Source organism: Methyloceanibacter sp. (genome assembly GCF_050726195.1).
In the GTDB taxonomy this organism is placed as follows: domain Bacteria; phylum Pseudomonadota; class Alphaproteobacteria; order Rhizobiales; family Methyloligellaceae; genus Methyloceanibacter.
The window spans coordinates 101191-120397 of the sequence record NZ_JBOHJC010000005.1 but is presented as its reverse complement, the minus strand read 5'-3'; the positions used below and the strand labels follow the sequence as shown (position 1 = coordinate 120397).

Sequence of the window (19207 nt, the reverse complement as noted above, 5' to 3'; positions counted from 1 at the left end):
GATGCGGCGCGCCTACAGGAAATTGACCTTGCTTGTGGCGAGATCGTAGACACCGCCGGCGATGCCCACCTTGCCCGATTTGATGGCGTCACCGATGACATCCGACCGCGTCTTCAGGTTGCTCATGCCGAGGCGGACATTCTCGTCAATGGTCGCGGCCAGAAGATCGCCCGGATGCTTGCCGTGGGCGGCGTCCACCGCCGGCTGGATCGCCTCGACCAACTCTGGCAGATGGCCCGGCAGCTTGCTGCGCTCCAGCGCAGACTGGAGCGCCGCGGCGACCGCGCCGCAGTTTGAATGCCCCAGCACGAGCAGGAGCGGCACTTTGAGGACCACGATCGCGTACTCGATACTCGCCAGTCCATAGGTGCTCACCACATTGCCGGCGTCACGGACCACGAAGACTTCACCAGGACCCTTGTCGAAGATGATCTCCGGCGGAACGCGGCTGTCCGCGCAGGCGAGGACCGCCACGACTGGGTATTGGCCCGCGGCCCGCGCGGCACGGCCGGCAAGGTAATCCCTCTCGTTGAACTCGCCGGCAGCGTAGCGGGCGTGGCCTTGCTTCAGCCGGTCGAGCGCCTCGGACGGTGAGATGGCGTTTGACAGCGGCGCCTCTTCGGCAGTGTGGCCTGGGCGAACGGCAAAAGCGCCCGCCGCGAGCAGCGTGCCGGCACCAGCCATGAGGCTGCGCCGTGAGATCGCCTTAGAGTCGCAAATTCCGCACATGGTTGTGAGTCTCCCTTGTGGGCGCACCCCTTTCGAGCGCGCCACGCCGGTCAGGCTCAATCTTTAGGCGGACAATCCTTAAGACTTACGTCTACTGACCTAGGCGTTTTTAGGCTTCGACAGGATCATGCGGTAGCAGTCGAGGTTGCGGGCGAGAAACTCGTAGGCCGCGCCCCACAGATAGAGGCGGAAGCGGCGATACTCGAACTCGCCGAACGTTTTCTTCACGGAGTCCTTGTTAGACTCCAAATTCTCCGCCCACTGCTTGAAGGTGAGGTAGTAGCTCCAGCGGTCGCTGTGCAGCTCCTCGACCTCGAACTCGGTCTTGTTCATCTTGTTGAGGAAGTCGTCGAGCACGAGGAAGGAGTGGTTGCCGGGATAGATGTAGCGCACCATGAAGGTCGACAGCTCGTACTTCTTCCTGGCGGCGCTACCGTCGAGGAACACGCGGCCGCCCGGCTTCAACAGGCGGTAGAACTTCTTCAGCACCTTCGCGTAGTTCGGCAGGTGCTCGATGACGCCCATGATAACGATGGCGTCGAAAGGCTCGTTCGGCTCGAAGTCGTAGAAGTCGGTGAGCAGGATATCGAACCGGTCGCCGAAATTGGCGAGCTTGTCGCGCAGGAAGGCTTGGCTCACTTCCGAATTGGTGATGCCGGTGAAGTGGACGCCGGATTGCAGCGCGTGGCCGGCGAAGGCGCCCCAGCCGGGCCCGATCTCCAGCACGCGCTTGCCGGCGCCGAGATCGCATTGCGCGATGGCCCAATCGAATTTGCGCTGAAGCGCCTTCGACAACGGCTCGTCATCGTTAGCGTAGACGCCTTGGCTGTAGGCCGGGAAGACGGGATCGAGGAAGCTCAGGAACAGCTTTGGGTCGAGATTGTAGTGGGACGCGATCGCCTGCTTGTTGGTGTAGACCTGCCCGAACAGCAGCGGCTGAATGAAGCGCCACGCGGCGACCAGCGGATGGCTATCGTCGAGCGAGGCGCGCAGCGCGAACGGCTTCAGCATGTCGCCTTCGATGTCGATGTCGCCTTGTAGATAAGCCTCAGCGATGTCGCCCTCGTCCAAGGTGCGGAGCGCCTTGATGGCCCGCTCGTTGTGCAAGCCGACGTGGAACTCGGGCTTGCCTTGTCCCACGGTTCGCTTGGCGCCGTCGGGCAGCTCGAGGGAGAACGGCGTCGCGATCCCGCCGACCCGGTTGATGAAGGCGTCGAGCGTGCTTGCGGCTGATGGCATGCGGTTATTCCCCCGGCTTTTCTTGGCATTCGGGGCCGATTGTGCCCCGGAAGCGGGTCGAATGAAATGCCCACGACTGCGGCAAATCCGAGGTTCAGGTAGCGGAAATGCGGGACTGCCGGGCTATGATCCCGCCGCGTCAGCAACCGGGAGCCTTGGAATGCGTCTTATGAAGTCCTGCCTGCGGCTTGCCGTCACGGCCCTGCTCGTCCTCGGTCCCATGGACAGCGCAAAGGCAGAAAAGCCTGGCGCCATCCTCAATGTGTGGCCGCTTCTCGGCGGCGGACCCGGTAACGGTGATGCGTTTCGAATCCTCTACCGGTCGACCGGCTTGAAGGGCGAGCCGATCGCCGTATCGGCGGCGATCTTCATCCCTGCCGGCACGCCGCCCGCAGGCGGCCGCAACGTCATCGCCTACGCGCACCCGACATCCGGCGTGGTCGAGAAATGCGCGCCATCCTTGATGCCGGACACCGCCGGCATGATCTGGGGACTCCCGTCGATGCTCGACAAGGGCTACATCGTCGTCGCCACCGACTATCCGGGGCTCGGCACGCCGGGCATTCATCCCTACCTGATCGGCATCAGCGAGGGACGCGCCGTGCTCGATTCGGTGCGCGCGGCGATCGCCTTGCCGCGCTCAGGCGCGTCGAACCGGTTCGTCGTGTGGGGCCACAGCCAGGGCGGCCACGCCGCGCTCTATACCGGCGAGCTCGCCAGAGCCTACGCGCCCGAGCTCAAGCTGCTCGGCATCGCCGCAGCGGCGCCCGCGACCTACCTCATAGAGCTGTTCGACGCCGACAGCCGAACCTCGGAAGGCAAGGAGCTCACGGCCATGACCATCTACTCGTGGTCCAACCTCTACGGCACGCCGGCTTCCACGCTGGTCGAGCCCGCCGCCATGGGCGCCTATCAGGCCATGGCGCATGACTGCATCGAGTCGGTCGCCGAGTTCGCCGCCATCAACGACGCCGAGAAGCCGCTTCAGTCCATGCGCTTCCTCAAGGCCAACCCCACCAAGACCGAGCCGTGGCGCTCGATCATGGCGAAGAACACGCCGGGTCAGGCGCCCGCCGGCGCGCCGGTGTTCCTGGCGCAAGGCACCGCCGATACGACCGTCTGGCCTAGGATCACCAAGCAGTTCGGCACGCATCCGTGCAAGCAAGGAACGCGGGTGATGTTCGTCGAGCTGCCCGGCGTCTCCCACACCTTCGCCGCCAAAGCGAGCGTATCGACGGCGCTGAAATGGATGGACGACCGCTTTCGTGGGCTCCCGGCGCCCTCCGTGTGCGGGCGCTAGCGGCTCAGTGCGTGATCTTGATGGTGGTGTTGCCGGCGCCGTAGCGCTGCACCAGGCCATAAAGCGCGGCGGCGTTGGAGGGGTGGAGCCGCACGCAGCCATGGGACGCCGGGCTGCCGAGGTGCTTCGTCTCGTACGAGCCGTGGATGGCGTAGCCCTTGTGGAAGAAGATCGAGTGGGGCATCGGCGAGCCGTCATAGATCGTCGAGTAGTGGCGGCGCGCGAGGTGGTACGGCTTGTAAGTCCCGGTCGGGGTGCGATAGCCGCGCCGCGCCGTCGACACGGGCCAGTTGTAGACCGGCTCGCCGTTCACGTAGACCTGCATGCGCTGGCTTCCGAGGCTGATCTGGGCGAGCACGCCGGCAAAGGCAGAGCCGGGCAAGGCCAGCGCCAGGGCGAGCAGCCCGGCCAGAAACACGCAGCGTCGCATGATCGCTCCCTCCGTTTCAGGTCGGCCGCCAGATGCGCCCCCGCCTGGCGGTTCCCGAATCAAAATATCGGTCAAATTTAAGCGCTTGCGGCTGAACGTCTGCTGAACGCGCGGACCAAATCGCGCTTCTTCGGCCCGCGGTCTCCATTTACCCACATCAATTGTGCTAGTCTCAAAGCGCGAGACGGGCCTGATGGGAAAGTGCCGATGCGAGGGCTGTTCCTGAGTCTCATACTTTTGCTGTATTGCAGCGGCGTGTCCGCCGAGCAGATCAAGGCGCCCAAGGTGGGCGCCAAGCCGGTGGCGGCCGCGGCGACCGACAAGCCTCAGCCCAAGCCCGCGCCTAAGAAGCCCAAGGCGCCCCCGGCGCCCCCGGCCAAGACTCTATTCGGAGCCGCGGCCACGCCCGCGCCGCTCGCCGCCCGCGCCATCGGCAGCTACTCGAAGGGTTGTCTTGCCGGTGGCGTGTCGCTGCCGATCAACGGGCCGGATTGGCAGGTCATGCGGCTCACCCGCAACCGCAACTGGGGAAGCCCGCAGCTTGTCGAGTTCATGGAGCGGCTGGCGAGCGATGCGCGCGCGCTCGACGGCTGGCCGGGCCTTCTCGTCGGCGACATGTCGCAGCCGCGCGGCGGGCCAATGCTCAACGGCCACACCAGCCATCAGATCGGGCTCGACGCCGATATCTGGCTCACGCCGATGCCGGACCGCATCCTGACGCCGCAGGAGCGCGAGGACATGAACGCCGTGTCGATGCTGAAGGACCCGTTCAGCGTCGATCCCGAGGTGTTCACTCTTGGGCATGTGAAGCTCATCAAGCGCGCGGCGTCCTATCCCCAGCTCGCGCGCATCTTCGTGCATCCGGCCATCAAAAAGGGGCTCTGCGAGCGCGCCGCGAGCGTCGGCACGGAGCGCGCCTGGCTCGGCAAGGTGCGGCCGTGGTGGAACCACCACTACCATTTCCACGTACGCCTCGCCTGCCCGCCTGGCATGGCCGGTTGCGAGAACCAGAAGCCGGTGCTGGGCGACGACGGCTGCGGCCAGGAGCTCAAGGACTGGTACGAGATGCTGAAGAAGTCGGCGATCTGGCAGGCGGAACAACAACAAGCAGTGCAGGCGGCGGAAGAAGCGGAGCAAGACGTGAAGCCCGACGCCAAGCCGGCCAAGCCGGCCAAGACCAAGCCGCCGCTCCGGCTCACCGACCTGCCTGGCGATTGCAAGACGGTGCTCACCGCCGGCGGCTTCGAGCCCCCCGCAAAGGAGGAGGAACTGCCGCCGGTGGCGCTTAAGGCCCTCGCCAGCAAGGACGCGGGACCCGGGCTGCCGATCCTCACGCAGGCGGCGCTGCAGACCTTGCGCAATGGCGGCCAGATCGGCATGCCAATGCCCGACCGCAACCCGATCCGCTGAGGCCGGGAGGCTCTTCACCTCACAGTTCGCTTCGGGCACAATCCCACCCATGTTGGAGCGGCGGGCAAATCCCTTCCAGGGGCAGAAGAACGTGTTCGGCGAGCCGCTCAAGGACTGTTCCGAGCGGCCGCTCACCGGCTTCTATCGTACCGGCTGCTGCCACACCGGGCCCGAGGATCTCGGCCTGCACACGGTGTGCGTCGAGGTGACGGCCGAGTTCCTCGCCTTCTCCAAGTCGCGCGGCAACGATCTCTCGACGCCGATGCCCGATTTCGGATTTCCGGGGCTCAAGCCCGGCGACCGCTGGTGCCTGTGCGCCGCGCGCTGGCGCGAGGCGCTCGAGGCAAACCGCGCGCCGCGCGTTATTCTCGCCGCGACGCATGAGGCCACGCTCGAGGTGGTGACACTCGAAGACCTCAAGCGCTACGCCATCGACCTTGCTTGAGGCGCTGAGATCGCCCGTGGAAGTTTCCTTGTTGGCGACGCGGAGTGATGGCAGCATGCCGCCCCATGCCTAGGAAGAAGAAGCCAGCCGAACCTGCCAAGACGCCCGCCGCGAGTGCAAAGTTGCGCAAGCTGCGGCAAATCTTTGCCGAAGGTCACAAGCGCAAGTTTCTCGTGGTCGTCGACGAAACGCCGGAATGCGAAAGCGCGCTCGCCTTCGCCGCCAGCCGCGCCCAGCGCACCACGGGCCAGCTGGCGTTGCTCTATGTGATCGAGCCCGAGGGCGAGGCGCTGCACTGGCTCGGCGTGGAGGAGGTGGCGCGCGAGGAGGGACAGAACAAGGCGAAGGCCGTGTTCCGCCTGTTCGGCCGCAAGCTCAAGGCCATGGGCTTCGAGGACCTGGTGCCGGAGGAGATCGTGCGCGAAGGCACCAAGGCCGAGGAGATTACCAAGCTGATCGAGGAGGACCAGGATATCGGCGTGCTCGTGCTCGGCGCCTCGAAGGACCCCTCAGGCCCCGGCCCGCTCGTGTCGAGTCTTGCCGGCGGCAAGTTCGCCGGCGTGTTCCCGGTGCCTCTCACCGTGGTGCCCGGCCACCTCAGCATCGAGGAAATTCTCGCGCTGGCCTGAGCCATCCGGATACCTGCGGTTTACCAAGAGCGCAGGCGGACGCTGCCGGGCGGCTCTTTGCCGTATTGGGCCGGAGCGCACAGGCGTAACCTCCGAAACTTCATAACAGAGGAGGATGCCAATGCGGACGTTCGCAATTCTGACAGGTCTGGCCTTGCTCGTCGTGTCGGGATACGCCTCGGCCGCGACGATGACCTCGGGCCGGCCGTCCGCCGTCCTGGACAAGAAACAGTGCAAGACGGTCTGGCATGCTGCCGTTCCCGATGGCCGCTATCTCTACCGGCAGAACGCCGCTCCATTCATCGTCAACTTCGCACTGGCTGACGGTCCGGACCAGGACGGACGTATCTCCAAGCGGGAGTTCAAGAAGGCCTGCAAGAAGGGTCTTGTGAAGTACCCGTTCCGGTGAGCGGCAGCGCCGGCTCACTACGCAATTGAAAAGCGGCCCCGGGGTCTCGTCCCGGGGCCGCTTTGCATGCCAGAGCCTAACGGCACTCCATCATGCCGTGCATGGCCATCTTGGCCTGACGCTTGGTCGGGTAGACGCCCATCACCTTGTAAGACTTGCTGCTCGGCGCGGTTGACGTCATCACGCAGCCGCCGCCGTAGCGGAGCGCAACATAATAGTCCGCGGCAAGCGCGGGCGTGGCGAAGGCGACGATCAGGGCGCCGGCATAGAGAAATTTCAGCATGGGGGTTCTCCAAGGATCTGGAGGTCAGGAGGATTCCTGAGTCCTCAGCCGGTTCGAGACCCGGCTTGAGTGACAGGCTAAAAAGCCCGCGCCCCCTTTCCCAATACCTTCTGGCTATCCGTTGCGTACAGTCGAGGTATGGAGGACGCGCCGCCAGTTCAAATTGTGGTCCGGATGAGCGAAGCGAAATCGGGACAACCCACGCGAGGCGTTCGCCATATCAGCTGGAAAATATTCCTAGACCTTCCGCGACCCCTCGCTTACAATGCGGCCACCTCGTCCTTCTGAAGGGGCGTTGCTCTAGAGGCGTCTTGAGTGGCGGGACGGGGTGCGGCGCCTGCGGGCTTCACTCGCACTGAAGCACCCGGGCGGCGCCGGGGCTCCGCCCGGACCCAAGATGAGGTCCTGTCAGGAGCTGACTGACGACCGCAAGGTCCACACCAAACGCGCCGGGGCGAAACCTGAAAGAAGCTCTGGCCCGGCGCGGGAGACTTGCGGCGAAAGCGCGGCCCGGCGCTGGTAAATGCCGCAAATGAGCATGCGCTACCGGCCTCTGGCCTACTTGAGCGCATGTGGCGCGCCGGAAGGCGCCCGCGTGTCCTCGCCAAGGACACGACACCAATTACGGACTGCGCCGTTCGGCGCGCCACCCCCTCATGACCAGAGGGGGAGAAAGGAGCATAACCCGGGCGCTCAACGCGTCGCGGCAACGGGGTCGTGCGTCCATGCTATAAGAGGCCGCGCAGCCTTGACTTTGGGCCAGGCAGGGCCAACTATGGACTAGAATTATTCTAATCTGGCGTGACCTTTCGCAGGGATCGCGCGTTAGGAGCCAAAGAGGCAGACGATGTTCATCCAGACCGAGGCGACCCCCAACCCCGCCACCTTGAAGTTCCTCCCGGGAAGGGCCGTGCTCGGCGAGGGAACCGTCGAGTTTCTGGACCCCGAGCAGGGCAAGTCCTCGCCGCTCGCCGCCCGCCTGTTCGAGATCGAGGGCGTGAGGGGCGTGTTTCTCGGGTCGGACTTCATCAGCGTCACCAAAGGCGACGGCGAGTGGCAGCATTTGAAGCCCGCCATTCTCGGCGCCATCATGGAGCACTATCTGTCGGGCGAGGCGGTGACTAGCGGCGAGCCGGCGCACCCCGAGGGCGAGGGCGAGTTCTTTGCGCCGGAGGACGAGGCCACGGTCAAGACCATCAAGGAGCTGCTCGATACGCGGGTGCGGCCCGCGGTCGCCCAGGACGGGGGCGACATCACCTTCCAGGGCTATCGCGACGGCATTGTGTTTCTCCACATGCGCGGCGCCTGCTCGGGGTGTCCCTCCTCGACGGCGACCTTGCGTCACGGCATCGAAAACCTGCTCCGCCACTTCATCCCCGAAGTGCAAGAGGTGCGTCCGGTTTGACGGGGAAACTACCAGACGCCTGCCTCGATCAACTGTTTCGCGACGCGCGCACCTACAATGCGTGGCGCGACAAAGACGTTCCGGACGAGCTGTTGCACGAGATCGTCGATCTTCTGAAGCTTGGCCCGACGTCGGCCAATTGCAGCCCGGCGCGGTTTCTCTTTCTCAAGTCGCCCGCCGCGAAGGAACGGCTCAAGCCGCATCTGTCGGAAGGCAACCGGGACAAGACGATAAAGGCGCCGGTGTGCACCATCATCGGCTACGACCTTGACTTCTACGAGCACCTGCCGATGCTGTTTCCCCATACCGACGCCAAAAGCTGGTTCGCGGGCAAGCCGAAGAAGATCGAAGAGACGGCGTTCCGTAACGGCACCTTGCAAGGCGCCTATCTGATCATGGCGGCGCGGGCGCTCGGCCTCGATAGCGGGCCGATGTCGGGATTCGACAATGATGGCGTCGACCGCGAGTTCTTCGCCGGCACCAGCGTCAAGTCGAACTTCCTGTGCAATCTCGCCTATGGCGATGCGAGCACGCTATTTCCGCGCTCGCCGCGGTTCAGCTTCGACCAGATGGCGCGCATCCTCTAAAGAAGCCCCATGAACATCCTCGCGCTCGACACGAGCATGGGTGCCTGTTCCGCGGCAGTGTTGTGTGCCGAAGGCAACGCGCGTCGGCTACATGCGCGCTACGCGGAGATGATGCGCGGCCATGCCGAGGCGCTGATGCCGATGGTCGAGGCGGTCATGGCCGAGGCGGAGATCGGCCCGGACGACCTCGACGTGATCGCGGCGACAGTGGGACCAGGCAGCTTCACCGGCGTGCGCATCGCCATTGCCGCGGCGCGCGGGCTCGCGCTCGTAACCAAGGCCAAGCTCTTCGGCACCGACAGCCTCACGGTGATGGCGCGAGTTGCACTTCAGCAAGAGACCGCGCCGAACGGGCCGTTTGCGATCGCCGCGGATGCGCGCCGCGGCATGCTCTATCTCGGTCTCTACGATGCCGCTGGAACCAGGATCGAGGGGCCCCTTCTCATTGCGCCCGATGATGCCATCGCTCTCTTGCCCGATGGGTTGCACCTTGCCGCCAGCAGCGGAGCAGACCTGCTCGCGACGGCGGCTACGGCGAAGGGCCGGCAGATCGAAGCGGTCTTGCCCGATCTCCAGCCGAGCGCGGCGGCGCTTGCCGAGATCGCGCTCGGAACGCGCGAGACCTCTCCAACCTTGCGGCCGCTCTATCTGCGCCCGCCCGACGCCAAGCCGCAGGCGCAGACTGTGGAGCGGCGCTGATGCCGGTCGAGATTCTCGTGAGCCAGGCGGCGCCATTCGATGCGGCACTCATGGCGTCCATCCACGCAGCGTGTTTCGCGAAGGCCTGGGACGAGGCGGCGATGGCAACCTTCATCGCCGGTCCCGGCACGCTCTGCCTTGTTGGGTATGCCGGCGATTTTGGGCCGGTTCCCGCCGGGATTTTGATCGCGCGGCGCGCCGCCGACGAGGCCGAACTTCTGACCCTTGCCGTCGCGCCGGCGTGTCGGCGCCTCGGCCTTGCCCGCGCGCTTCTCATTGAGGCGGCGGAGCAGTTGCGGACAGGCGACGTCAAGCGCCTGTTCCTCGAGGTTGAGGAGGGCAACGCCGCAGCGCTCGCGCTCTATCGGTCTTTGGGCGCCATGCCGGTCGGACGGCGCCCGGCCTATTACGAAAGCGGCGCGGACGCCGCGATCTTCAGCCTTGCCCTTTCAGACTCACCCCCCGATGATGGCGCGGGTCGACGATGAGTCAGATGAAAGTCAGCGATAGCCAGGGGTCCATGGCCAAGCCAGCGACACGGGAGAGCAGGCTGGAGCGGCTCTGCGCCGATAGCGGCATGCGCATGACGGGCCAGCGGCGGACCATCGCCCGCGTGCTGTCGGAGGCGCACGATCATCCCGACGTCGAAGAGGTTTACCGGCGGGCGAGCGAACGCGACCCGCGCATCTCGCTGTCCACCGTCTATCGCACGGTGCGCCTCCTGGAGAATGCCGGCATCGTCGAGCGTCACGATTTCGGCGACGGCCGCGCGCGCTACGAGCCGGCCGGGCACGCCCATCACGACCATCTCATCAACGTCAAGACAGGGGAAGTCATCGAGTTCCGCAACGAGGACATCGAGCGCCTGCAGGAGCGGGTGGCGAAGGAGCTTGGCTTCCGCCTGATCGGCCACCGGCTCGAGCTGTTCGGCGCCCCGCTCAAGAAGGACAAGTGAGGTACACGCTCGGCGCGTTTGACTTCGCGCGAAGGCCGGGACAACTTGAGGTGCGTCGAGACGAACGATAAGGGGGTGGCGCGATGGGTAAGCGGGCGGTTATCGCCTTGACGGTGGCGATGCTTTGTGGTGCGGCGGAGGCCGAGCACGCGTTCGTGCCAGAGACAGAAGCCGAGGTCGAACTGGTGCCGGCAGTGACGCGCGAGGTCTGCACGGTCAGCGAATGGGGATATGACGAGGTGCGCACGGATTGCCGCTACGAGATGCTGCCGCCGCCGCGCGGCAACCCTGCCTTGCGCGGCATCTGCACGACGTATTACGGCCGCCGCACCTGCCACTGACAGCGACGTGACCGTGCACAAGTCTCGATTGACGGCATAACCATGCGAAGCGTGCGGGCGTTTCTCGTGCTGGCGGCGTTCTTCGCCTTTACCTTCCCCTTGATGCCGCTCCAGCTCCTGTTCCTAAGGACCGGCTCGCGCTATGCCCGCACCTTCCCCAACTGGTATCACCGCCAAGTGTGCAAAATTGTCGGCATCCGCCTCAACATCGAGGGCGACGTCGCGGCGGAGCAGGGCGTGCTCCTCATCTCCAATCACGTCTCATGGCTCGACATCACCGTGCTGTCGGCGGTCGCCCCGGTCTCGTTCGTGGCGAAGCAGGAGGTAGCGAGCTGGCCGTTCGTGAGCTGGCTCGCCAAGCTGCAACGCTCGGTGTTCGTGGATCGCGAGCGTCGAAGCGCGGTGGGCGACAAGGCGAACGAGATCTTGAGCCGGCTCGAGGCCGGTGACCATATCGTGCTGTTCGCCGAGGGCACCTCAAGCGACGGCAATAGCGTGGTGCCGTTCCGCACCGCGCTGTTCGCCGCGGCGAAGCCTATAGGCGGCAGGCCTATGGGATCGAACGTGTCGGCGCAGACCTTGGCGCTGACCTACACCAGGGTCTACGGGTTGCCGCTCGGGCGGCGCGGCCGGCCGCAGGTCGCCTGGTATGGCGACATGGACATGGCGAGCCACGCCTGGAAGCTGCTGGGCCTCGGCCCCCTCGACGCCAATATCCGCATCGGGCCGCCCGTGCCGCTCGATTCGTTTCCCGACCGCAAGGCGCTGGCGCGCTATGCCGAGGAGAAGGTCCGCAACGACGTCGTCGAGCTGTTGCGCGGACGGCCCAGCGCCAATGGTGGCGCGAAGGCGCGCGACGCCTAGATCGCGCGCCTCAGCCTGATCGTGTCCATGACCGTCGCCGGCGCGAAGGTTCCGTTCGGCAGCTGCCGAATGAAGCCCGCCTTGGCCACGTTCATGAGGGTGACATGGACGCCGCGGTCGGCGATCTCGCCCTCGGCGAAATAGCCCTCCTGCACCGCGAGATGGCAGAGGTCGTCGAGCGTCATGGCGCCGTGCTCGCTCAATTTGCGAATGAGGAAATCGGCGAGTGGCGGCTGCGGCTGTGGCGGCATCGGCGCAGGCCGGCGCTGCTCGGGCTCCGGCATCGGCGGTGGCGCCGGGCGCCGGTAGACCTGAGGCGCGGCCGGGCGATGCTCATGCTCGGCCTCTTGGGCCACCATGGGCGCCGGACGGCGCTGATGCTCGGCTTCAGGAGCCTGTGGCCGGGCGTAGTGCTCGGCGGCCTGTGCCGGACGACGCTGCTGCTCGGCACTCGGTGCCTGCGGCTGGACATAATGCTCGGCCGTTTGCACCGGACGACGCTGTTGCTCGGCTTCGGCCATCACCGGACGGCGCTGCTCGGGCGCCGGTGCGGGAGGCCGCCGATGTTCCGCCTCCTGTGCAACTGGACGGCGATAGGGCTCGGCCTCTGGAGCGGGCGGACGGCGATGGTGGTCGGCCTCGGGCGCGGGCGGCGGGCTCGCCTGACGGCGGGCTTGCGCCGCTTGCGGCTGTGCAGGGCGCCCGCGATCGGCCTCTTGCGCAGGAGCGGCGCTGCCTAGTCGCCGGCACTCCAAATCCATGAGCGTCGTCACGGCCTCAAGCTCAGCCTGAAGGTCCAGGACCTTGGCTTCGTGCTGCCGCTTCAGCTGCTCTATCTGTTTTTGCAAGTCCGCCTGGACCGCGCTGATCTCCTCCTCGAGGAAGCTCGCCCGGTCCTGTAAATCCCCGCGAATATCACGCATCTCGATCGCCCCCTAGATTACTGACCTCAACAGAACGACTGGGCCGAACAGGGGGTTCCACAAGCACAAAGGCCCGCCGACCGCCGCTCGGCAAGTACGCAGAACTGATACGGAAATGCGCCGAACGCAGCCTCAAGCCTCGGCGCCTCGATCGTCATACTACCCCCAACCTTCTACCGTGTCTCGCATTTGCCGCTCCGGCCAATGTCGCCGAGCATTGGCGTGGGCGCGCCCGAGCAGTCCAGGCGGTATCGCTCCGGTAGTGCGCAAATCCGTAAGACAAAACCAAGACGCTTTTTGAACAGGGACGTTCCACGCGACAGATCATGCGTCATCATCTTGTCAAATGGTGGCTGCCGGACGCTTGCGGGCGCGGATTTTTCTGGGCCTCGGCGTCTTCGGCTTCGCGGTCTCTGGCAGAAAAGCCGCGAGGAGGCCGATGGCAGGCAGGAAAGCGCACACATGATAGACGAACGTGATGCTGGTGGCGTCGGCGAGCTTGCCCAGTAGCGCCGCGCCGATACCCGCAACGCCGAAGGCGAGCCCGAAGAACAGGCCCGCCACCATGCCGACGCGGCCAGGCAAAAGTCCCTGGGCATAGACGATGATAGCCGGGTGGGCCGACGCCAAAATAAGGCCGATGACGACGGAGAGCACCGCCGTCCAGAATAAGCCCACATAGGGGAGCGCGAGGGTAAACGGCAGCACGCCGAGGATCGACCACCAGATTACCCGGCGCGTGCCGATGCGGTCGCCGATCGGGCCGCCGATCACCGTGCCGGCCGCGACCGCGCCAAGGAACAAGAACAGATAAAGCTGCGCCGCCTGCACCGACACGTCGAAAGTGTGGATCAGATAGAAAATGTAGAAGCTCGTGATCGAGACCAGGTAGAAGTGCTTGGAGAAGGTCAGGACCACGAGAAGCGCGATAGAGATCGCCACCTTGCGGCGGCCGAGCTCGGCGATCGCCTTCCGCTCACTGTGCGGCGCGGCAGCATTCAGCTTCAGAGTCTTGCCATACCAGGAGCCGACGCCGACCAGGAGCGCCATGCCGAGCAGCGCCACGACCGAGAACCAGGCGATGCTCTCCTGCCCGAAAGGCAGAACGATGAAGGCAGCGGCAAGAGGCCCGAGCGCCGTGCCGAAATTACCGCCGACTTGGAATACGGACTGCGCCATGCCGTGGCGGCCGCCGGAGGCGAGCCGCGCCACGCGCGAGGACTCCGGATGAAACACCGACGAGCCCATGCCGATCAGCGCAGCACCGGCAAGCACGGCCAGGTAGTTCGTGGCGAAGGCGATCAGCAGCAGGCCGAACAACGAAGACCCCATGCCGGCGACGAGCGAATAAGGCGTCGGATACCGGTCGGTGACATAGCCCACGAGCGGCTGGAGCACCGAGGCGGTGGCTTGGAAGGTGAAGGTGATGAAGCCGATCTGCGCGAAGTCGAGCGCCAAGCTCGTCTTGAGCATGGGGTAGATCGCCATGATCAGCGACTGGATCACGTCGTTCAGCATGTGGCAGACGCTGATGGCGGCGAGCACGGCGACCGCGGTCTGCTGGTCTGCCTCGGGGGCCGTGCTTTCTCTTGCGATCGTCATGACGTCGAGCCTGCCTAAGATCGTGCGTGCGGAAGCGCGCAGACTTGTGCCAAACCACACGTCGAGGGCAAGAGGGCATTTCCTCGCGGGATGGCGCGTGGCTGCCGGCAAGGTAAGAACCTTAGATTTGCCAGGTTCCGCTTCTTGTTGGGCGGACAGCTTGGAGTATCCATGCAGCCGGTGTTGATCTTGCAGCTTTTGATCCTGATGGCCGTGGCCAACGGAACTCCGGTCTTCGCCAAGAAGATCCTAGGCGGCGCATATGCCTGGCCTCTGGACGGCGGCGCGGTGCTCGCCGATGGCGGGCCCCTCTTCGGCCCGTCCAAGACCATTCGCGGGATTGTGCTTTCACTGCTGGCAACGATACTTGCCGCCGTGCTGATGGGGCTCGGCTGGAGGCTCGGTCTGGTGGTCGCCCTTGCAGCCATGGCCGGAGACCTTACCTCCAGCTTCGTGAAGCGGCGTCTGGGATACCCGCCAAGCGCTCAAGCGATCGGCCTCGATCAAGTCCCAGAGGCGCTTTTTCCGCTGATCGCGGCCGGACTGCTGGTCCCCGTCACGCCGCTCGGCATCGCCGCGGGAACGGCGATCTTCTTCGTGGGCAGCCTCGTGGTCTCACGCATCCTGTTCAAACTTCGCTTGCGTGACGAGCCCTATTGATCGGACCGGCACAGAAGGTGAAGGGTGATCTCGGGCGAACAGTTGAAGCGCACGGGTACGACGGACGAGCCGGCGCCGACAGAGGTGTAGCCGATCATGTCGTGGTGCCGCCATGGACCCGAGCCTAGAGCCCTCGGCAACACCGCGCTCAGGGTAATGGGTATGCCGCCGGGCAGGCAGATCTGGCCGCCGTGGGTATGGCCACTCAGGAGCACGTCGAAGTCCGCGTGGGCCGCCTGCCGGTAAATTTCCGGCGTGTGCGTGACGAGGATCGAGAACTCCTCATGCGGAATGTTGTGGGCCGCCTTCTCGATATTGTCCACGCCATAGAAGTGGGCGTCGTCGATGCCGGCGAGATGGACGCGTGCGCCGCCGCGTTCGACGACCTCCGCTTCGTTGAGCAGCATCCTGACGCCCATCGCCTCCAGTCCCGGTACCATGCGAATAGTGTCGTGATTGCCCAGCACGCCGTAGACCGGGCCCTTGAGAGCGGCGCACACCTTGGCCACACCGGCCAGACTTTCGTCATAGGGGCCCCAGGTCTTGGCTCGATAGTCGCCCGTCAGAATGGCCATGTCGTAGCGAAGGTCCTCGACGAGCTGGATTACCCGCGCCATCGCCGCTGTACTCTGCTCGACATGGAGATCGCTGATCTGGAGGATGGTGAAGCCTTCAAAGGCCTCCGGCAGGCGCGGCGCGCGGATTTGGTTGTGCCTCAGCTCGACCTTGGCGGCGTTGCGCAGGCCGCGCCAATAGAGCCCGCTTGCCATGAGCACCGCGCGGATCATGGCCTGGCCGAACGGCAGATTCTCGATGTGGAAGAAATTGAGGCCCTGGCCGAAGACCTGCGCCTCGTGATCCTTCTCGATGCCGAGACGCTGGCGCGCATGGCGGCGGCCAAGGCGCTTTTCCAGGATGGTTAGAACATCTTTGTCCGACATCTGGCCGCGGGCGCTCCTTTGCCGCGAGACTTTTGCCGCGAGACTTGGGCCAAATCGGCCCCGTGGGGCAAGGGGTCATTTCGCGCTAACTCATCGCGGACACTAAGCGGGTCAAACGAGTGGAGTAAACTGCCCGCCCCTGGCGCGCACTTGGGCTCAGCAATCACGGCAGATTCGGACGAAAAACTGGGGCAGCCCGGCCAAATTTGGCCGTCTGCCCATTGCGTTCTATGGTGAAGCCAGGATCGAGGACCGACCCGAGGGGAACCAAGCGTGAGCGCCGCGCTCGCGTCCGAGCGAAAGGAGTTCCTGATGAAATTGTCCTCTCAAGCCGTCCAGCAGACGCTAGCCCAGTTCGATGCCGAGGCTCTGCCCGAAACACACCCCGCTGTGCCGCAACTCATTCAGCTCTTCGGAAATCATACCTACTTCGTTGACGGCAGCGGGCTGCTCATCGTTGAACCCGTCCAGCCGACGGACGCAGGCTCGCAACAAGGCGTGGTGGTCAAGCTCGCCAGTTGGAGCGACGAAGGCCGCACCAACCTTGCGCCGCATGCGCCGGAGCCAACGAACGTCATCATCGAGCTCAAGGCGGCCTGACCGGCTCGGGCTGCGTCAGACGTCGGGGCGCGCATTGAGCCGCTAGGCAGCGTACTGCGCGATTTCCCGTCGATCCGGATAGAACCGGGCTCCCACGCGCCCGACATAGCGCCTCAGGTTGCCATGGCGCTCGGCTGCGCCGCGGAGCGGCGTTTCAAAAAACGGACAGAGCAGGCCGGCGCAGAAGGCGAAGGCCGTTGCGTCGAGGCCGGTCGGCTCGGCGCCCATCATGAACGGCTTGTCGGCAAGGAAATTCGCCGCGGAGTCGATCGAGCGCGTGCCGAGCGCAACGATCTCGTCCCGCGCGTGGCGGCCTGTGCCCTGCCCATGCAACGCCCGGCGAATCTTCCGGCGTATCATGCCGAGCACGAAGGGCCGCATCGGCGCGGGCACGCCCTGGAAGAATGCGCGCGGGCCCTTGTCGAAATTGGCGTCATCCATCCAGCGCGCGTGAACCACGGTCCAGTAGAGATGCTCTTCAAGCATCTTCTCGAAGGCCCAGGCGATGGCCCGCTGCTCGGGGTTTAGGCCTCGGTCGAAATCGAAGCCGTATTTCTTCTCGATATGCCAGCGGATGAAGGTCGAATCGCCGATGATCTCGCAGTCATCCTCGATATAGGGCAGCTTGCCCTTGGGGGCCTTCTTGAAGAGGGTGGCGGTGTCGACGGTGTAGTCGAGACCGGCCATTTTCAGGAGCGTCTCCGCCTTGGTCACGAACGGACTCGGGTCGGGAAGCCCGAAAGCAGGTCCGAAGCTGTAAAGGGTGATCATGACATCCCCCGTTAGCGCGAACGACATGGCATCCCTCACATCCGACAGCATGGTGTCAGGAGGAGGGCGTAGGATGGCGGAGAGGGAGGGATTCGAACCCTCGAGACGGTTGCCCGCCTACACGCGTTCCAGGCGTGCGCCTTCGACCACTCGGCCACCTCTCCAAAGGCTCACAAAAGCGCCGCACTATAGCTAAGCGACCTTGCCGCGCAAGCAAGCGGCGGGCGCTCCATCTTCGCATTGTCTCGTCGAGCGTAACGCGTTACAGTCGGGTCAGCCATGTCCCGCGAGGTATCAAGGTGACCATACCGGCCGAAAGAATGAGGGCAATGCGCGAGCGGCAACGGGCCCGGGGCTTGCGCGAATTGCGTCTCCTCGTACCCGATGCCCGGCAACGCTCCGTCCGGCGACGCGTGGCGGCTCAAGTCGCACATCTCAGCCCGGATGCCGAGGATGGGGCCTTGACGTGGATCGAAGCGGTGTCCGATTTCGACGCGCCTGACGTCCCCAGAGACGATGAAACGCGGTGATGTCGTTGTCGTCGCCGCCACAGGGGATTACGGCAAACCCCGACCGGCGGTGATTGTCCAGACGGATGCACTTCCGGAAGCGCATGCTTCGGTCGTGATCTGCCAGATCACATCGGAGATCGTCGATGCTCCGGACTTTCGAGTCACGCTTGAACCAAGTCGTGCAAACGGATTGCGGATGCGGTCGCAGGTCATGGCTGACAAGCCAGTGACGGTTCGGCGCCGGAGGATTGGCCAGGTCATCGGCCGCCTCGATGCCCCGGACATCCGGCGTCTCAACATTGCACTGGCCTTCGTCATGGGGCTTGCGGATTGACTACCGGCTTCTCGCGCGGCCCCAGGTGGGCGGGGGCGGCTCGCCGGAACGTGACCAAACCACCGTTTGAACGTGATCGGCCGATGGCTTATGTAGGCGGAGAAACGAGATCTGCCACTATCGTCCATGCGGTTTGTCCTTCGCATTCTCGGCGTCTGGCTGCTTCTGCTCGCCATGGTCGCCGCCGTCGTCGACGCCACCAAGAGCCTGGCGGGCGGTGGCGCGTGGGTGGTCACCCCCATGGGCGAGCAGTGGCGGCAGCTCGCGCCCGATACGCTCGAAGTGTCGAAGAAGTGGATCGAGGCGAACGCCGGCACGTGGCTTTGGGATCCGGTGATGGTCGCGATCTTGAGTGCGCCGACCTGGGTCGTGTTCGGCATCCTCGGCGTGTTCCTCTACTGGCTCGGCCAGAAGCGGAAGCAGGTCGAGGTGTTCATCAATTAGCGGGGGACGTTCGGGGCAGCCACAAACGGAGACCTCCATGTTTTCATTCAAGCGCAAGCCGCACGCCGTCCCCTCGCCCGACGAGGCTTTGCCCGGCCGGCCGCACCCCATTCCCACCGCCGCCGACCATTTCGTGAGCGGCGCGCCGCTCAAGGGCCCCTACCCTGAAGGCGCCGAGAAGGCGCTGTTCGGGCTCGGCTGCTTCTGGGGCGCGGAGCGGAAGTTCTGGGAGCTGCCCGGCGTTTACGTGACGGCGGTGGGCTATGCCGGCGGCCATACGCCGAACCCGACCTACGAGGAGGTGTGCTCCGGCATGACCGGGCATACCGAGGCCGTGCTCGTGGTGTTCGACCCGAAGCGGATCAGCTACGAGCAGCTGCTCAAGACGTTCTGGGAGAGCCATGACCCGACGCAAGGCATGCGCCAGGGCAACGACGTCGGCACCCAGTACCGCTCGGGCATCTATTACTATTCGGATGAGCAGCGTCGCTCGGCGCAGGAGTCCAAGGCGGCCTATGAGGCGGCGCTCATGGCGCGCGGCATGGGCCAGATCACCACGGAGATCGCGCCGGCGCCGGCGTTCTATTTCGCCGAGGGCTACCACCAGCAATATCTCGCCAAGAATCCGGCGGGCTATTGCGGGCTCGGCGGCACCGGCGTCTCCTGTCCAATTGGGACGGGGGTTTCGGCTTAAC

General features: G+C 65.0%; 26 protein-coding genes and 1 tRNA gene. 18 read left to right on the top strand and 9 right to left on the bottom strand.

Annotation, left to right across the window (positions count from 1 at the left end; all coding sequences use genetic code 11):
* Positions 1-12 precede the first annotated feature (12 nt).
* Positions 13-684, bottom strand: a complete 672-nt coding sequence (locus ACRECX_RS05250) for a carbonic anhydrase (RefSeq protein ID WP_431557760.1) — start codon at positions 682-684, stop codon at positions 13-15.
* 144 nt (positions 685-828) lie between these two features.
* The gene (locus tag ACRECX_RS05245) at positions 829-1968 is read right to left on the bottom strand and encodes a class I SAM-dependent methyltransferase (protein WP_431557759.1); all 1140 of its coding nucleotides are present in this window, start codon (positions 1966-1968) and stop codon (positions 829-831) included.
* 160 nt (positions 1969-2128) lie between these two features.
* Between ACRECX_RS05245 and ACRECX_RS05240 the strand changes: the two genes are divergently transcribed.
* Positions 2129-3268, top strand: a complete 1140-nt coding sequence (locus ACRECX_RS05240) for an alpha/beta fold hydrolase (RefSeq protein WP_431557758.1) — start codon at positions 2129-2131, stop codon at positions 3266-3268.
* Between the two features lie 4 nt (positions 3269-3272).
* Here ACRECX_RS05240 and ACRECX_RS05235 read toward each other — a convergent pair whose 3' ends face one another.
* Positions 3273-3698: a L,D-transpeptidase gene (locus tag ACRECX_RS05235; RefSeq protein WP_431557757.1), complete on the bottom strand. Its 426-nt coding sequence runs from the start codon at positions 3696-3698 to the stop codon at positions 3273-3275.
* Between the two features lie 207 nt (positions 3699-3905).
* Between ACRECX_RS05235 and mepA the strand changes: the two genes are divergently transcribed.
* The 4 genes from mepA to ACRECX_RS05215 all read left to right on the top strand — a co-directional run bounded on the left by mepA (position 3906) and on the right by ACRECX_RS05215 (position 6591).
* Entirely contained in the window at positions 3906-5108 is a 1203-nt protein-coding gene (gene mepA, locus ACRECX_RS05230) for a penicillin-insensitive murein endopeptidase (protein WP_431557756.1), read from the top strand.
* A gap of 49 nt (positions 5109-5157) precedes the next feature.
* Complete coding sequence (locus ACRECX_RS05225; protein WP_431557755.1) at positions 5158-5553, top strand: DUF2237 family protein; 396 nt, start codon at positions 5158-5160, stop codon at positions 5551-5553.
* A gap of 65 nt (positions 5554-5618) precedes the next feature.
* Entirely contained in the window at positions 5619-6182 is a 564-nt protein-coding gene (locus ACRECX_RS05220) for a universal stress protein (RefSeq protein WP_431557754.1), read from the top strand.
* Between the two features lie 121 nt (positions 6183-6303).
* The gene (locus ACRECX_RS05215) at positions 6304-6591 is read left to right on the top strand and encodes an EF-hand domain-containing protein (protein WP_431557753.1); all 288 of its coding nucleotides are present in this window, start codon (positions 6304-6306) and stop codon (positions 6589-6591) included.
* Positions 6592-6667: 76 nt separating this feature from the next.
* Here the strand turns inward: ACRECX_RS05215 and ACRECX_RS05210 are convergent, their stop codons facing one another.
* Positions 6668-6874: a hypothetical protein gene (locus ACRECX_RS05210; protein ID WP_431557752.1), complete on the bottom strand. Its 207-nt coding sequence runs from the start codon at positions 6872-6874 to the stop codon at positions 6668-6670.
* 847 nt (positions 6875-7721) lie between these two features.
* On the opposite strand from ACRECX_RS05210, the gene ACRECX_RS05205 reads away from it, so the two are divergent.
* The 7 genes from ACRECX_RS05205 (at position 7722) to ACRECX_RS05175 (ending at position 11725) form a co-directional block, all read left to right on the top strand.
* Positions 7722-8279 carry a NifU family protein gene (locus ACRECX_RS05205; protein ID WP_431557751.1) on the top strand — a complete coding sequence of 186 codons (558 nt, stop codon included), beginning with the start codon at positions 7722-7724 and terminating at the stop codon, positions 8277-8279.
* Positions 8276-8866: a malonic semialdehyde reductase gene (locus ACRECX_RS05200; RefSeq protein WP_431557750.1), complete on the top strand. Its 591-nt coding sequence runs from the start codon at positions 8276-8278 to the stop codon at positions 8864-8866. The genes ACRECX_RS05205 and ACRECX_RS05200 overlap by 4 nt, the downstream gene beginning before the upstream one ends.
* 9 nt (positions 8867-8875) lie before the next feature.
* Entirely contained in the window at positions 8876-9565 is a 690-nt protein-coding gene (tsaB, locus tag ACRECX_RS05195; RefSeq protein WP_431557749.1) for a tRNA (adenosine(37)-N6)-threonylcarbamoyltransferase complex dimerization subunit type 1 TsaB, read from the top strand.
* Positions 9565-10053, top strand: a complete 489-nt coding sequence (locus ACRECX_RS05190; RefSeq protein ID WP_431557748.1) for a GNAT family N-acetyltransferase — start codon at positions 9565-9567, stop codon at positions 10051-10053. Before tsaB ends, ACRECX_RS05190 begins: the two co-directional genes overlap by 1 nt.
* Positions 10054-10058: 5 nt before the next feature.
* Positions 10059-10520, top strand: coding sequence for a Fur family transcriptional regulator (locus ACRECX_RS05185; protein ID WP_431557832.1), 462 nt, complete (start codon positions 10059-10061; stop codon positions 10518-10520).
* Positions 10521-10603: 83 nt separating this feature from the next.
* Entirely contained in the window at positions 10604-10861 is a 258-nt protein-coding gene (locus tag ACRECX_RS05180; protein ID WP_431557747.1) for a hypothetical protein, read from the top strand.
* Between the two features lie 42 nt (positions 10862-10903).
* Positions 10904-11725, top strand: a complete 822-nt coding sequence (locus ACRECX_RS05175) for a lysophospholipid acyltransferase family protein (RefSeq protein ID WP_431557746.1) — start codon at positions 10904-10906, stop codon at positions 11723-11725.
* Here ACRECX_RS05175 and ACRECX_RS05170 read toward each other — a convergent pair.
* Complete coding sequence (locus ACRECX_RS05170; RefSeq protein WP_431557745.1) at positions 11722-12648, bottom strand: hypothetical protein; 927 nt, start codon at positions 12646-12648, stop codon at positions 11722-11724. The two genes, ACRECX_RS05175 and ACRECX_RS05170, sit on opposite strands and share 4 nt — an antisense overlap.
* A gap of 342 nt (positions 12649-12990) precedes the next feature.
* Positions 12991-14250 carry an MFS transporter gene (locus ACRECX_RS05165; protein WP_431557744.1) on the bottom strand — a complete coding sequence of 420 codons (1260 nt, stop codon included), beginning with the start codon at positions 14248-14250 and terminating at the stop codon, positions 12991-12993.
* 171 nt (positions 14251-14421) lie between these two features.
* On the opposite strand from ACRECX_RS05165, the gene ACRECX_RS05160 reads away from it, so the two are divergent.
* Positions 14422-14910 carry a CDP-archaeol synthase gene (locus ACRECX_RS05160; RefSeq protein ID WP_431557743.1) on the top strand — a complete coding sequence of 163 codons (489 nt, stop codon included), beginning with the start codon at positions 14422-14424 and terminating at the stop codon, positions 14908-14910.
* Here the strand turns inward: ACRECX_RS05160 and ACRECX_RS05155 are convergent.
* The gene (locus ACRECX_RS05155) at positions 14904-15851 is read right to left on the bottom strand and encodes a metallophosphoesterase (protein ID WP_431557742.1); all 948 of its coding nucleotides are present in this window, start codon (positions 15849-15851) and stop codon (positions 14904-14906) included. The genes ACRECX_RS05160 and ACRECX_RS05155 overlap by 7 nt on opposite strands.
* A gap of 273 nt (positions 15852-16124) precedes the next feature.
* On the opposite strand from ACRECX_RS05155, the gene ACRECX_RS05150 reads away from it, so the two are divergent.
* Entirely contained in the window at positions 16125-16451 is a 327-nt protein-coding gene (locus ACRECX_RS05150) for a hypothetical protein (protein ID WP_431557741.1), read from the top strand.
* Between the two features lie 42 nt (positions 16452-16493).
* Here ACRECX_RS05150 and ACRECX_RS05145 read toward each other — a convergent pair whose 3' ends face one another.
* Positions 16494-17222, bottom strand: a complete 729-nt coding sequence (locus ACRECX_RS05145; protein WP_431557740.1) for a glutathione S-transferase family protein — start codon at positions 17220-17222, stop codon at positions 16494-16496.
* 74 nt (positions 17223-17296) lie between these two features.
* Positions 17297-17386: transfer RNA gene (locus ACRECX_RS05140), tRNA-Ser, on the bottom strand.
* A 156-nt stretch (positions 17387-17542) separates the two neighbouring features.
* Between ACRECX_RS05140 and ACRECX_RS05135 the strand changes: the two genes are divergently transcribed.
* The 4 genes from ACRECX_RS05135 to msrA all read left to right on the top strand — a co-directional run bounded on the left by ACRECX_RS05135 (position 17543) and on the right by msrA (position 19206).
* Positions 17543-17752, top strand: coding sequence for an antitoxin MazE-like protein (locus tag ACRECX_RS05135; protein WP_431557739.1), 210 nt, complete (start codon positions 17543-17545; stop codon positions 17750-17752).
* Complete coding sequence (locus tag ACRECX_RS05130) at positions 17739-18068, top strand: type II toxin-antitoxin system PemK/MazF family toxin (RefSeq protein WP_431557738.1); 330 nt, start codon at positions 17739-17741, stop codon at positions 18066-18068. The genes ACRECX_RS05135 and ACRECX_RS05130 overlap by 14 nt, the downstream gene beginning before the upstream one ends.
* A 126-nt stretch (positions 18069-18194) precedes the next feature.
* Positions 18195-18512 carry a hypothetical protein gene (locus ACRECX_RS05125; protein ID WP_431557737.1) on the top strand — a complete coding sequence of 106 codons (318 nt, stop codon included), beginning with the start codon at positions 18195-18197 and terminating at the stop codon, positions 18510-18512.
* 37 nt (positions 18513-18549) lie between these two features.
* Positions 18550-19206, top strand: coding sequence for a peptide-methionine (S)-S-oxide reductase MsrA (gene msrA / locus ACRECX_RS05120; RefSeq protein ID WP_431557736.1), 657 nt, complete (start codon positions 18550-18552; stop codon positions 19204-19206).
* Position 19207: the final 1 nt, after the last annotated feature.